The organism is Paraburkholderia sp. SSBN10T (assembly GCF_056619545.1).
The window spans coordinates 431,282-444,944 of record NZ_JBWQQI010000004.1 but is presented as its reverse complement, the minus strand read 5'-3'; the positions used below and the strand labels follow the sequence as shown (position 1 = coordinate 444,944).

At 65.2% G+C, this 13,663-nt stretch carries 12 protein-coding genes; 3 read left to right on the top strand and 9 right to left on the bottom strand.

Translation table 11 applies throughout. The annotated features are described in order from the left end of the window. Window positions 1-359: 359 nt before the first annotated feature. From AC1ECK_RS09080 to phnS, 8 genes are all read right to left on the bottom strand, one after another. Window positions 360-920: a phosphonate degradation HD-domain oxygenase gene (locus AC1ECK_RS09080; RefSeq protein ID WP_480318110.1), complete on the bottom strand. Its 561-nt coding sequence runs from the start codon at window positions 918-920 to the stop codon at window positions 360-362. Between the two features lie 4 nt (window positions 921-924). Further along, window positions 925-2,376, bottom strand: a complete 1,452-nt coding sequence (phnY, locus tag AC1ECK_RS09075; RefSeq protein ID WP_480318108.1) for a phosphonoacetaldehyde dehydrogenase — start codon at window positions 2,374-2,376, stop codon at window positions 925-927. Next, entirely contained in the window at window positions 2,373-3,644 is a 1,272-nt protein-coding gene (gene phnA / locus AC1ECK_RS09070; RefSeq protein ID WP_480318106.1) for a phosphonoacetate hydrolase, read from the bottom strand. Before phnA ends, phnY begins: the two co-directional genes overlap by 4 nt. 22 nt (window positions 3,645-3,666) lie before the next feature. Next, window positions 3,667-4,413: a phosphonate utilization associated transcriptional regulator gene (locus AC1ECK_RS09065; RefSeq protein WP_480318104.1), complete on the bottom strand. Its 747-nt coding sequence runs from the start codon at window positions 4,411-4,413 to the stop codon at window positions 3,667-3,669. Window positions 4,414-4,491: 78 nt separating this feature from the next. Continuing rightward, on the bottom strand, window positions 4,492-5,355 hold the full coding sequence (gene phnV, locus AC1ECK_RS09060; protein WP_480318102.1) for a 2-aminoethylphosphonate ABC transport system, membrane component PhnV: 864 nt from the start codon (window positions 5,353-5,355) through the stop codon (window positions 4,492-4,494). After that, window positions 5,355-6,269 carry a 2-aminoethylphosphonate ABC transporter permease subunit gene (locus tag AC1ECK_RS09055; RefSeq protein ID WP_480318100.1) on the bottom strand — a complete coding sequence of 305 codons (915 nt, stop codon included), beginning with the start codon at window positions 6,267-6,269 and terminating at the stop codon, window positions 5,355-5,357. Before AC1ECK_RS09055 ends, phnV begins: the two co-directional genes overlap by 1 nt. Beyond that, the gene (phnT, locus tag AC1ECK_RS09050; RefSeq protein WP_480318098.1) at window positions 6,247-7,344 is read right to left on the bottom strand and encodes a 2-aminoethylphosphonate ABC transport system ATP-binding subunit PhnT; all 1,098 of its coding nucleotides are present in this window, start codon (window positions 7,342-7,344) and stop codon (window positions 6,247-6,249) included. The genes AC1ECK_RS09055 and phnT overlap by 23 nt, the downstream gene beginning before the upstream one ends. 106 nt (window positions 7,345-7,450) lie before the next feature. Continuing rightward, window positions 7,451-8,545, bottom strand: coding sequence for a 2-aminoethylphosphonate ABC transporter substrate-binding protein (phnS, locus tag AC1ECK_RS09045; RefSeq protein ID WP_480318096.1), 1,095 nt, complete (start codon window positions 8,543-8,545; stop codon window positions 7,451-7,453). A gap of 348 nt (window positions 8,546-8,893) precedes the next feature. Between phnS and AC1ECK_RS09040 the strand changes: the two genes are divergently transcribed. Next, window positions 8,894-10,003: a 2-aminoethylphosphonate--pyruvate transaminase gene (locus AC1ECK_RS09040; protein WP_480318143.1), complete on the top strand. Its 1,110-nt coding sequence runs from the start codon at window positions 8,894-8,896 to the stop codon at window positions 10,001-10,003. Between the two features lie 66 nt (window positions 10,004-10,069). Here the strand turns inward: AC1ECK_RS09040 and AC1ECK_RS09035 are convergent, their stop codons facing one another. Continuing rightward, on the bottom strand, window positions 10,070-10,825 hold the full coding sequence (locus AC1ECK_RS09035; protein WP_480318094.1) for a DeoR/GlpR family DNA-binding transcription regulator: 756 nt from the start codon (window positions 10,823-10,825) through the stop codon (window positions 10,070-10,072). A 153-nt stretch (window positions 10,826-10,978) separates the two neighbouring features. On the opposite strand from AC1ECK_RS09035, the gene AC1ECK_RS09030 reads away from it, so the two are divergent. Further along, the gene (locus AC1ECK_RS09030; protein WP_480318092.1) at window positions 10,979-12,535 is read left to right on the top strand and encodes an ABC1 kinase family protein; all 1,557 of its coding nucleotides are present in this window, start codon (window positions 10,979-10,981) and stop codon (window positions 12,533-12,535) included. Between the two features lie 152 nt (window positions 12,536-12,687). Then, window positions 12,688-13,569 (top strand): DMT family transporter, encoded by an 882-nt coding sequence (locus AC1ECK_RS09025; protein ID WP_480318090.1) that lies wholly within the window; start codon window positions 12,688-12,690, stop codon window positions 13,567-13,569. Window positions 13,570-13,663 lie beyond the last annotated feature (94 nt).

The window sequence follows — 13,663 nt, the reverse complement described above, 5'->3', positions numbered from 1 at the left end:
ACGCATTCACCACCAAAACCGCGCCGCGCACTGCCAACCTCACAGTCGACATCACAACTACCCGGCACCGCTTCGTTCTGCGTTGCTGCATCAGCAGCAGAGAAACGAGATTATGAAGAACTTCCGCTACGTCGTCAACAGGTTTTTTATCACTGCCTGAACCCGTCCGCGCCGCCGCAAGCCTTGCCACTGCTGGCTCTCCCGCTCCCCACGCTCCGCTTTCCGGAGCGCGAAAGAACGGGATTCTAGCGAGACAGACTTCGCCTTGCAAGCGTTATTTCGATGCTCATAACGGGCGTGGCAACCCCGCGTGACGCTCACGCCACGCACAGGTCATTATCGAAGAATGAAGCCCCGCTTCACGCCGTAGCGTGCGCATCCATCACCCGCTCGACAACGTCCAGGTAATGATCGACATCCGGGGTCACGCGGTTCGCCTCTTTAGCGAGATCGTCCCAACGGCGCACGCGCAGCGCGTCGTCCGCATAGGGCTTCCTGAGGAACGCCTCCGCTTCCTGCCTGCTGAAGATCCCTCCCTGCAGTTCCAGGCTGCGTACCGAGTCCGCCGAGAGGCGGCCGAAGTACGTGTCGTCCATCGCGCACAGGCAGCGCTTGGCATCGACGTGCAGGCGAATCGGCTCCAGCACCGCCTCCGGCAAAACCGGACGCAAAAACGGCAACGCGAAGTACTGGTGCAGATCATCGATGCCACGTTCGCTCGGCGTGTCGCCGAAACGGTTCAGCAAATGTCCAAGGTCGTGCAGGAAGGCGGCCGCAACCAGTTCGTCGCTTGCGCCCTCCTCTTCTGCCAGTGCCGCGCTTTGCAGCGCATGTTCCAACTGCGTGACCGGCTCGCCGCTGTACGCAAGATTGCCGTGCTGCTCAAACAGCGTACGAATATCATCCAGACTCAAAGCCACCCCACTACTCCCAAGGTAATGAAAACGTCTTGAGGTTGGTAAAGCTCTTCATGGCTTCCTGCACCCCTTCCTTGTAACCCAGGCCCGAATCCTTGATGCCGCCAAACGGCGTCAGCTCGGTCCGGTATCCCGGTACTTCCCACACATTCACCGTACCGACCCGCAATTCATTGATGAAACGCGTGATCGCATCCTGACGGTTCGTACACACCCCCGACGACAAACCGAACGCCGTGCCATTGCTGATCCGGATCGCGTCGTCGAGCGTGTCAAACGTGATGATGGGCGACACCGGTCCGAAGGTCTCTTCGCGCACCAGGGACATGACCGGCTCCACGCGGTCGACCACCGTCGGCGCATACAGCGCGCCGATACGCTGATTGCCAATCAGCAGGCGCGCCCCTTGGGCCACTGCCTCGTCGACTCGTGCCTCGAAAAGGCGCGCCGCGGCTTCGTCGATGACGGTGCCCATCTGGTTAGCGGCATCGAACGGATCGCCGTAGGACCATGCGCGCGTCTTTTCCACCACCAGTTCGGTAAATTGCGCCGCCACGCTCTTTTGCACCAGCATGCGCTTGACGGCCGTGCAGCGTTGGCCCGAGTTCTTATAGGAACCCTGAACAGCGAGCGTGGCCGCGCGTTCGAGGTCGGCGTCTTCCAGCACGATCAACGGATCGTTGCCTCCGAGCTCGAGCACGACGCGTCTATAAGCCGCCTTCGCCGCAATATATTTGCCGATCGCGACGCCACCCGTGAACGTCACCAGCTCGGCTAGCGGATGCGTGACCAACTCATCGGCGATCTCGCGCGGGTCGCCTGTCAGTACCTGCAGCATCGGCTCCGGCAAACCGGCTTCGTAAAGAAGGTCGGCCAGATAGAGAGCCGAAAGCGGCACCTTCTCCGAAGGCTTCAACACCACGCGGTTGTTGGTCGCAATCGCCGGTGCGATCTTGTGCGCCACCTGGTTCATCGGATGATTGAACGGCGTAATGGCGACGATCACGCCCGCCAGCGGTTCGCGCTGCGTGAACACCCGGCGCTTCTTGCCATGCGGCGTCAGATCGCACGCAAAGCTCTGGCCGTCGTCGCGCAGCGCTTCGATCGCAGCGAACCTGAGCACATCGGCGACGCGTCCGATCTCGTAACGCGAATCCTGCTTCGACAAGCCAGATTCGAGCGAGATCAGGTCCGAGGCCGCTTCACTGCGCAGGCGCAGCAACTCAGCCGCGCGCTCGAGAATCTGCGAGCGCTCATAGCGCGTCAGCGTCGACTGATAGGCGCCGGCGTATTCGAACGCGGCGCGCACATCATCAACGCTTGCCAACGGCACCGTGCCGACGCGCAATCCCGTATACGGATCGAACACGTCGAACGTACGTTCACGCAGCGCACGCTCGCCTTTCAGGCGCAGCGCTTCGGCGCGAAACGCAGGATGGTCCGTCAGCCCGACATTCACGATGCCACCACGCGGTTCAACGCAAGGTCGAACACGTCGAAGTTGCGCAAGCGCTTGCCGTCGGTTAGCCCTGCCAGGCGTCGATTGAAAATCAACGGCACTTCCTGTTCGGAGATCCCGCCGTGCGAACGCAACGGCACAGTCAGACCCGAGAGGTCATGCTCGTCGCGCCGCGTGCCGAGCACGACGTCGCGCCTGCTGACTACCACGATATCGCCAACGCGGTCACCCGGCAGCTCGAAACGCTCGCAGGCCGCGCGGTTGTCCAGCACGACTTCGACGCCTTCGAGACCGCCAAGCCGTTCGATCACCTGCCCCACGTTCACATCATGTGGCAGATAGATCGTGGCAAACGAACCGAGCGCGCCGTGGTGGACCACATACGGATCGGTAATCGGCAAGATCACCCGCGCCTCGCGTGCGCCGAGCCATTCGTCCATCACGTCCTGCAGATAGATCACGTTCGGCTCGCCGGTCCGCGGATCGTGCTTCGCATTCATGCCGTGGTCGGCGGTCAGGCCGATCACCCAGCCAAGCGCGTCGAGCTGGGCCAGATAGCCGTCCATCATCGCGTAGAAATCGTTCGCGCCTCGCGTGCCCGGCGCCCACTTGTGCTGGATATAGTCGGTGGTGGACAGATACATCAGATCGAGCTGGCGCGTTTGCGCGAGACGCACGCCTGCGGCGAAGACGAATTCCGACAAGCCCGCGCTATATACGTCCGGTAGCGGCAGGCCGACCAGATCGAGCACATCCGCGATGCCGTTTTCCGCCAGCGTCACGGTATCCGCCTTCTCTGCCGAGAAACAGATCCCCTTCAGTTGCCAGCCGAGCAAGCGGCGCAACTTGTCTTTTGCGGTGACCACGGCAACCGCTGCGCCCGCTTGCGCCGCCGCGGCCAGCAGCGTCCCGGCGCGCAGGTAGGCGGGATCGTTCATCATCACTTCGGCCCCCGCGCCGCCATTGGCCTGCGGGTCCCAGAAGTAGTTGCCGCAAATGCCGTGCACCGAAGGCGGCACGCCGCAGACGATCGACAGGTTATTGGGGTTGGTGAACGACGGGATCACGCAATCGCCCTTGAGCGCCGTGCCCCCTTTCAGCATCTCGCCGATGAACGGTGCGACGCCCGCGGCGACCGCCACCTCCAGGTAGTCGTACTCGCAACCGTCGACGCAGACCACGACCGTCGGCCTGGACGACAACGACAGCCGGTACGCGCGGCCATTCACGTCGATGCTGCGCTCGCTCTGCCCGGACTGAATTGACATCGCTTTCTTCCCTGCGCGTCGCTTACGCGCGTTCTTCGTCGATCGGGGCTGACGACGGCAGCCGCACGCCGCGTCGTCCAGCCGGCTCACAAGCTTCGTGCGCGCGTTGCCGCCCGCCGTTGACATGCGCATGCATCAACGCCGCAGCGCGTTCGGCATCGCGCGACGCCAGCGCCGTCAGGATGGCGCGGTGCTCGGCGAGCGAGCGCTCCATCGCATCGGCACGCACCACCAGCGCGGCGCGCCGGAACAGGCTCAACTCGCCCACGAGGCGCCGGTATGTCTCATGCAGCTTGCCGTTGCCCGCCGCCGCCACGATGCCGTCGTGAAACGCCACATTGGCGCGAGCATAAGCGTCGTGGTCATGCACGTCGAGCGCGCTGCGCATCGCGTCGATATGCCTGCGCAGACCGGCCAGTTGCGCTGCGTCGATGCTCGCCGCCAGCATCCGGCACGCCGCCTCTTCGAGCACGGCCCGCACCGCGTAAATCTCATCCGCCTCCGCCAGCGACACGATCCGCACGAACACGCCGCGGTTCTTTTCCGTCGTGACGAGCCCGGCCTGTTCGAGCGCACGAAAGGCTTCGCGCACCGGACCGCGCGAGACCTGCAGGCGCGCCGCCCAGTCCGCTTCGTTGAGCTTGGCGCCGGGCGCCAATGCACCCTCGATGATGTTGCGCTCGATCTCGTCGCGAACCAGCGCCGTGAGCGAATGCCGGCGTACGACGTCAATCGGATCGGCTGAAGCTCTTTCCATATTTTCAGTCATTTCGACATTTTTTGCCACAGATACATATGTCGAGCGGCAACTTGACGTTCGACACCGGAAGTCAGGGCAATCCGCGGGTCAGTCGGCCCGGCGGCGCGGAACCCGTGCGGCGATCAGCAGCAGCGCAGCGAGCGAGACGAGCAGCAGGATCAGCGAGAGTGCGGACGCCGGCAGGTAGTAGCCCCGCTCGACCTGACCGACCACGACGATCGGCACCGTCGCAAATCCGGGCGGATAGACGGTCAGCGTCGCGCCCAGTTCGCCGAGCGAAAGCGCGAAACCCAGCGCAAGACTCGCGCGAATGGCCGGCACCAGTTGCGGCAGGACGACCCGGCGCAGCACCATCGAAGGCGGCGCACCGAGACTCGCGGCCGCCTCGCGCAGGACGGTCAGTTCGGGACGCAACGCCGCGGCCGCGCAGCGGTAGCAGAACGGCAGCACCAGCGCGAGCTGCACGAACACGACAATCGCCGCCGAGCTCGACAGATCGAGCGGACGCTTGTGATACGCGATCAGCACGGCCAGCCCGAGCACCACGCTCGGCACACCGTTAGGCATCATCGCGATCGTATCGACGAGTGCGCCGAACCCGCGGCGGTCGCGCCCTTCGAGCGCGAGCGCCAGCCAAAGACCGAGGATCGTGCCCAGCACGGCGACGCCGAAGCCGATCTCGAGACTCGTGCTGAGCGCATCGAAATCGCTTGAACCGAGGCGCTCGAACCAGCGCGTGCTGAAGCCGTCGGGCAGCATCGTGCCGGACCAGTGCGCGGCAACGCTCGACAGCGCCACCACCACCACCGGCAAGACGAACAGCCAGAAGCACAGCAGCGCGGCGAAACCCAGAAACACGCCGCCGGCGACGCGCGTGAGCAGACTGCGCTGCACCGGCCGCGCACGCTTGTGCATGACCGGCAAGACAGTGGGGTCCAGTTCGACGGCCATTAGCGTGCTCCTCTAACCTTGCGTCGGTTGACCTGGCGGTACAACGCATACAGCGACAAAGACATCATCAGCATCACGACCGCGCCGGCGGCGGCAGTAGGCAAGTCGAGATCGACCGTCGCCGAACTGTAGATGGCCACCGGCAACGTAATCAGATGTGCGCTTCCGAGCACCAGCAGAATGCCGAACTCGTTGAGCGTCAGCAAAAAGCACAGGATCGTGCCGGCCGCGATGCCCGGCCACGCCAGCGGCAGGATCACCTTGAAGGCCACCATCACGCCGTTCGCACCGAGGCTGCGGGCGGCTTCGATCAGGCGCATATCGAGTGTCGCGAACGAAGCGAGCGTCGGACGGACCACGAACGGCGCGTAGAACACCACTTCCGCGAGAATCACGCCGCCTACGCCAAACAGGAAGTTGAGCGGCGGCGCCTGCAGATGGAACAGGCGCTGCAGTCCGATACTCACCGAGCCTTGCGAGCCGTACAGAAAGATCAGCGTGAAGGCGACGAGGAACGACGGAAAGGCGACGAACAGTTCAAGGAAGCGGGTGACGAGCCGTGCGCCAGGAAACGGCTTGAAGAACAGCAGCGAGGCGAGCGCCACGCCGAGCAGCGAAGCAAGACCGGCGCTGGCAAACAGAATCCACAGCGTGGTGCCGACCACGCCGCGCGTTTCGGGATTGCCGAAGAAGCTGCTGTAGGCCTGCAAGCCGAATCCCCCATGCGGGCCAGTCAGGCTCAGCAACACCAGCCGCACCAGCGGGTAGATCACCAGCGGCCCCAGCACCACCACGGCGAGGAACAGCAGATGCCATTGCGCCGCGCGTTCGCGGCGGCGAACCGCGGCTGCATGCGAAGCGAAGGTGGCGGCGCGCAACGCGTCGGGACTATCAGGGGTTGATAAGGACGACATCGTCAGCCTCATAGCGCAAGGAGATACGCGCGCCCTTTTCGGGCGACATGCCGTGGCCGCGCTGCATGGTGACGAGCACGGGCTCGTTGGGCATCGCGTCGAGGACGACCGATACCGACAGCACCGCGCCGTACCATTCGACCGAGGTAATCATGCCGTGCAGGTGCCCTTCACCGAGCGGCACGATCCGCAGCGCCTCGGGACGCAGGCAGGCAACCCGCTCACGTTCGTTGTAGCGCGAATCGCCAAGCGGGAAAGCCACGTGCGGCGGCAGCAGATTGGCCGCGCCGAGATAACGCGCCACGAAGCCGTCGTGCGGCTGGTCGTACAGTTGCTGCGGCGTGCCGAGCTGCGCGATGTGGCCTTCGCGCATCAGCAGCGTGCGATCGGACAACACCAGCGCGTCGTCCTGATCGTGCGTCACGCAAACGATGGTCAGATTCGGCAGCCGCTCATGCAGCGCCTTCAGTTCGGAACGCACCGACGCGCGCAGATTGGCGTCGAGTGCGGAAAGCGGTTCGTCGAGCAGCAGCACATCCGGCTCGATCACGAGCGCACGCGCGAGCGCTACGCGCTGCTGCATGCCGCCCGACAGTTGCGCGGGCATCACATGGCCCGAATCGCCCAGTTGCACGAGCTTGAGCGCATCCGCCACGCGGCGGGCGATGTCTTTCGAGGACTCGCGCCGCGCGCGCAGGCCAAACGCCACATTCTCGAACACCGACAGATGCGGAAACAGCGCGTAGCTTTGGAACAGCAGCCCCAGGTTGCGCTTGTGCGGCGGCACGTGCGTGAGGTCGTGGCCGGCCACGGTCAAGGTACCGGCGAGACCGTCCGCTTCGATGAATCCGGCGATGAAACGCAACAGCGTCGTCTTGCCGCAACCGCTACGGCCGAGCACGGTCAGCAATTCGCCGCGCTCGATGTTCAGCGACAGGTCGTCGAGCACCGTGCGCGTCCCGAAACGCACGGTCAGGTGCTCGATCTGCACGCCGCCCGGCGTGCCCGGTTGCGCCGCAGCGAGCGCCTCCGGTGAGGCGCCGAGCGCGCCAGGGGCAAGAGTTGCGGTATTCACCGGATTCATCCTCCAACTAGGTAGTGCGGGTAAAGGCCTCGCCCGCCTGGCGCCCAGCTCGCCATCGAGCCAACCGGCAAGCGGGCGGCGAGGCTTGCAGCGAGACTTACTGCGCGGGCTTGACGACTTCGATCTGCTTGCCGGAGTCGCCGATCACGTCGTTCTTCCAACGTGCCGTCCAGTCAGCCTTCTTCGCCATGACCTGGTTCCAGTCCACCGGGATCAGCTTCACGCCGGCAATCGCCTGCTTCACCGCTTCGCCGTTCTTGCCGGCCAGCGGCACGTCGGTGCGGCCCGGGATACCGAAGATGTCCGGTACCTTGGCTTGCACGTCCTTCGACATTAGGTAGTCGATCAGCTTCTTGCCTTCAGCCTGGTTCGGGCCGTTCTTGATCAGACCGATCGCGTACGGCAACTGGAACGTGGTCGGCTTGCCGCCCGGCGCTGCCGCCAGGAAGATCGGCTTCAGCGACAAGCCGCCGTTGGCCGCGTCGTCCAGATCCATCTGCAGGTCGCCGTTGGCGAGCGAGATTTCGTTGCGCGACAGCAGCACGTCGAGATAGCCCGTGCCCTTGGTGTGGAACTTGGCGCTTTGTTCGAGCTTCTTCAGATAATCGAACGCCTTGTCTTCACCCATCAGCGAGGTCGTCAGGATGATCACGGCCATGCCGTCGCCGGCGGTTGCCGGGTTCGAGTAGGCGATCTTGCCCGTGTAGTCCGGGTGCAGCAGGTCGGCGAACGTCTTCGGTTGGGTCTTCACGACATCCGGATTGATCGCGAACGAGAAGTAGTTGTTCACGAAAGTCGCCCACGTCCCGTTGGGCGCCTTGGCGATCGCCGGCACGTTCTTGTAGTTGGCGCTCTGGTAAGCCTGCAGCAGACCGGACTGATCCGCCTGCTGGATGAACGGCGGCAGCGTGACGATCACGTCGGCCTTCGGCTGGTCCTTTTCGATGGTCGCGCGGTTCACCACTTCACCGCTGCCGGCCGTCACGATGTTGACCTTGACGCCTTCCTGCTTTTCAAAGGCCGGCAGCACGTCCTTGTAGAGGTTCTCGAGGCCGTCGGCCGTGTACAGCACCACCGCGTCGGCAGCCTGGGCCGGCAGCGCGGCGCCGCCGAATGCAGCAGCCACCACGAGTGCCGGCAAGGTTTTGCGGACAATGCTGGCAGTCGCGCGAAGGTGATTCGTCTTTTTCATGTCGTTCTCTCCGAAAGGCAAAAAACCAGACGGTCGGGGGGACCCGATACCTGTTGTGATTTGACGGCGGCAGCGCCGCGCCGATTACGTTCGTCTACAGCCGGTTGCCATGTTCATCCGATTGCAGATTGCTGACAACCCTGCTGTTTCCTGTCCAGCCAGACTTACAGCCAACCTCACATCTCGGCGCTGCCTGCCTTGCCTGAACCGGCACAGCAAGGATTGCAGGTTTCCATGACAGCGCCGTGACCATTCTGTCGATTTCCAACAAATGACACAATTCGCCAATAATATGCAATTGAGGACTTGTGCAGAAAGCTGCATTCATCTGACGACGGAGGCTTTGTGATTACTGGAAACGACCCGATCCTGCTGACCCCAGGGCCGCTCTCGACCTCACCCGCGACACGTCAGGCGATGCTGCGCGACTGGGGATCGTGGGACGCCGCCTTCAACCGCATGACCCACACCGTGTGCGCCGACCTCGTCAAGATCGTACACGGCGAAAACGACTACGTTTGCGTACCGTTGCAGGGCAGCGGCACCTTCGCCGTCGAAGCCGCCATCGGCACGCTGGTGCCGCGCCGGGGCTGTGTGCTGGTGCCGAACAACGGCGCTTACTGTGCGCGCATCGTCCGCATCCTGCAACGCCTCGGCATTTCGTATGTGGAATTGCCGCTGCGGGAGGACGAACCCGTCAGTGCGGCGGCGATCGAAGACGCCTTCAACCGCGGCTCGCGCATTACGCACGTGGCGCTGGTTCATCTGGAGACCAGCGCCGGGCTGCTCAATCCGCTCGACGATATCGCCGCAGTATGTCAGCGGCACGGCAAGAGTCTGATTGTCGACGCCATGAGCTCGTTCGGCGCCCTGCCGATCGATCTGCGCAAGGGCGGCATCGACGCACTGGTGTCGGCGAGCGGTAAATGCCTGGAAGGCGTGCCGGGAATGGGGTTTGTGATCGTGCGGCGCAGCGTGCTGGAAGCGGCCGACGGCCGCTCCCCGTCGCTCGCGCTCGATCTGCACGATCAATTTGTCTATATGCAGAAGACCACGCAGTGGCGCTTCACGCCACCCACGCACGTGGTCGCCGCATTGCGCAGCGCGCTCGACCAGTTCATCGCAGAAGGCGGACAGCCCGCGCGTGGCGCCCGCTATACGCGCAACTGCGCGGTGCTGATCGAGGGCATGAAGGCGCTCGGCTTCGAGCCGTTTCTGAAGCCGGAGGTGCAGGCGCCCGTGATCGTCACCTTTCATGCGCCACGCGATCCGGCATGGAAGTTCGCGGACTTCTATGCTGCCGTACGGGAGGCGGGTTATGTGCTGTACCCGGGCAAGCTGACCGAGGTGGAAACGTTCCGGGTGGGCTGTATCGGGGCGATCGACGCCAACGAGTTGCACAACGCGGTTGCCGCAATCGGCCGGACGCTGGCCTGCCTCGGCCTGAGCGTCAAATAGGCGCGGCGCGCGTGAAGACGCCCGAATAGCCCAACGGATGGGTGGCCGGCGGCCACGCCACGTTGCTCAGGCGATCAGCAGTTCCGGTCCGCGCGTGGCAATCGCCTTGGCGAGCGCGCGGTCCGGTGCAAGCTCCGTGACCAGGTAACGCGCGCTCTCGAACCCGTTGATGCGTACCGGCGTGACGCGTCCGAACTTGGAATTGTCCGCCACGACCACCGCCAGGTTCGCGGCTGTGATCATCCGGCCGCGCACTTCGGCGGCCATGCGGGTGTAATCGGTCAGCCACGCTTCGGACGAAATGCCGCCCGCGCCGACGAAGGCGAAATCCGCGTGGTACTGGGTCAACTGGTGGACCGTATCGAGGCCGAAGGTGGCGTCCTCGTTATCCGAAAGCTCGCCGCCCAGCAGCGTGACGCGATTGTCGTTGCGGCGGCCGAGCAGCAGCGCGATGCGCCAGTCGTTGGTATAGACCGTGAGCCGGTGCCGCCCGGTCAGCGCCCGGGCGACCGCCTGGGTGGTGCTGCCGGAGTCGATGATCAGCGACGCGCCGTCCGGCACCAGTTCGGCCGCGCGTTCGCCGATCGCCCGCTTGGCGCCGGCGTTGGCCGCTTCGCGCACGTCGAGATCGGGTTCGCGCCGGTCGCCCGACAACGCTCCGCCGTGAGTGGTGACGATCAGGCCGCGTCCGGCCAGCGTATTCAGGTCGCGCCGGATCGTTTCGCGCGACACGTTCAGTTCGCGCACCAGCTCGGCTACCGACAGCGCGCCGTTCTTGGTGACTTGCGCGAGGATATATTGATGACGTTGTTCAGCAAGCATCGATAGACGGCCGGCAAGCGGCGCACTTAGGTTCGGGAGTGCGCCGTATTGTAGTACGGGCGCGGCCCGGATGCTCCTATTGCGGCGGCTTCCCTGCTAACCTGAGCGCTTATAGCGCTTCGCCCGATGTGCGCCGCCTCAATCGATCTGCCCATGCCGCCACTGTTTCGCCGCTTACTGCTGCTGTACCACGCGCTGCGTTTCGGCGCACGCCTGATCTGGCTCGCGGCGCCGCGCGAGCACAAGCTGCACTGGGCGATCACGCTCGTGGAGCGCGTGCATGCCACGCAAGGCAGCCGCGACAGCCTGCACAACCTGCTGCCGGTGCTGGGACCGCTCGCCAGCAACTTCATGCAGAGCCTCGCGGAGCGCCCGGAACTCGCCACCGGCACCCTGCACGACGCCTTCGATGCGATTGGCCGGCTGGAAGAGCCGCTGCCGCCGCACGAGGTCGAGCCGGCTCTGGCGGTTGCGCTTGGACGTCCGCCTGCCGGCCTGTTCGCGCAACTCGAGCTGGTCCCGGCGCGCAGCGGCCTGGCCGAACAGACTCACCTCGCCCGGCTCGCGACACCCATCAACGGCCACCGCGATATCGCGATCAAGTTCGTGCGCGCGGCGCAGCTTCAGCAGATCGGCGACGAGCTCGCCCTGCTGCGCTGGGTGGCGCGCTGGATGGAAAAATTTTCGGGCGGCGCGCGCCGCCTGCAGGTCAGCGCGCTCGCGCAGTCGTTCACCGACGACGTGCTGCGGCGCTTCGACCTGCGTGCCGAGGCCGCCAATCTGAGCCAGACCGGTCACCACTTCGACGGCGACAAGCGCCTCGTCGTGCCGCAGGTGATCTGGGAACTGTGCACCGCCCACACACTCGCAGTGCAGCACGTCGAAACGCTGGCTGCGACCGATCTGCCCGGTCTGCTCGAGCACCGTGTCAAGCTCGCGCCGCTGGCGACGCACCTCGTCGAGGTTGTCACTGAGCAAGCCTTCGAGCATGGCTTTTTCCACGCTACCTTCGACGCCGAGCGAGTGCGCGTGAGCATCGAGCCCGACACGCTGGGCCGCATCGTGCTGGCCGAGTTCGCGGTGATGTCGAGCCTTTCCTCGCACGAGCGCGAATTCTTCGTGCACGGCGCCACCGCGTTGTTCGAGCAGGACTATGCGCGCCTCGCCGATTTGCATCGCGAGGCCGGCCATGTCGAGCAGACGACGCGCACAGAAGTGCTGGAAGCGGAACTGCGCCGGCGCAGCGAAGCCCATTTCGCGGCCGAGCCCGAGGAGCGCTCGGCGGGCGCGCTGTTTCATCACCTGCTGCATGCCGTGCAGCCGCTCGAAGGCGCCGTCTCGCCGCGGCTTGCAACCGCCCAGCGTTCGTTCCAGCAGGCCGAGGCGCTGGCGCGTGCGCTGCATCCGGGCGTGGACACCTGGAATGTCGCGCGCACGGTGCTGGCCGGCATCGCACGGCGCGACATCGATCATCGCGGCTGGATCAAACGCATCGCCCAGGAGTTGCCCCACCTCGCTCATATGCTGCCGCGCGTGCCGCAGTTGGCGGTGCGTTATCTGCAGCGCCGGCATGATGCGGCGGGTGCGCGGCAGCACGAGCAATTGCTGCGTGAGATCGGCATGGAATACCGGCGAACGCGGCTTCTGCTCTGGGCCTGCGCGGTGTGCGGCGGCTTGCTCGGCGCGGGGGCCGTGCTGCTGGCGCGGTGATGCGGTGGAGCAATGACACGGTGAAGCGGCGCCACGGGTGAACCGGCTGCGCGGCTTGCCGCCTCCCTGCCGCGAGTGCAGCTTCGAACAAGACAGGCCACGCCACCCCACGCAATACTGCGAGCTTTGCACGCCGCCGCTGACGACGTCTCATGCTTGCTACCTTTATCGCCACAGTCTTTGTCGTGTTGTGGTCGACGGGCTTCGTGGTCGCCCGCGCGATCACGCCGTTCGCCGATCCCAACCTGTTCCTGCTCGCCCGCTTTGGCGGCACCGCGCTGCTGTTCGCGCTCGCCGCAGGATTCGCACGCGCCACCTGGCCGCGCGGACGCGACCTCGTCAAACATCTGTTCGCGGGTGCGCTCCTGCAAGGGGTTTATCTCGGCGCGGGATATTGGGCCGTTGCGCAAGGGCTGAGCGCCGGCGTGATGGCCCTGCTCGGCGCACTGCAACCACTGCTGACGGCCGCCCTCGCCGCCCCGCTGTTCGGCGAGCGCCTGTCGCGGCGCGGCTGGGCAGGCATGGCGCTCGGTCTCGCGGGTGTCGCGCTGGTACTGCAGCCGAAACTGGCAGCCGGCGCGCCACATCTGTCCCATGCAGCGCAAGGCGGCGCGCCCGGCTGGCTGGTGGTCGGCGTATCGATTCTGGCAGTCGGGGCGATCACCGCAGGCACGCTGTTCCAGAAAAGCTCGCTGGCCCGCGCCGACATTCGCAGCGCCAGCGCCGTGCAGAACTTCGGCGCAGCCATGGTTGCGGCGCTGCTCGCGCTCGCGCTGGGTGAACATCGCTGGGTAGCCTCGCCTACGCTATGGGCATCGCTCGCGTGGGGCATTGTGATGCTCTCGGGCATCGGCGTGACGCTGCTGGTATGGATGGTCCGGCGCGGCGATGCGGCGCGAGCCACCGCGCTGCTGTTCCTGGCGCCGCCTCTGGCCGCGCTCGAAGGGTATATCGGCTTCGGCGAAACCTTGCTGACGGTGCAGCTCGCGGGCTTCGCCGCGGCACTGCTTGGGGTGCTGCTGGCACGCTCGTGAGGCAGTGCGACGAGCGGGTTCCGCCCGTTCGCCTCGTTTGCCTCCATCGCGTCGTTCGCCTTAATCGGCCGGGTCCGCCTTCGCCGCCTCGTTC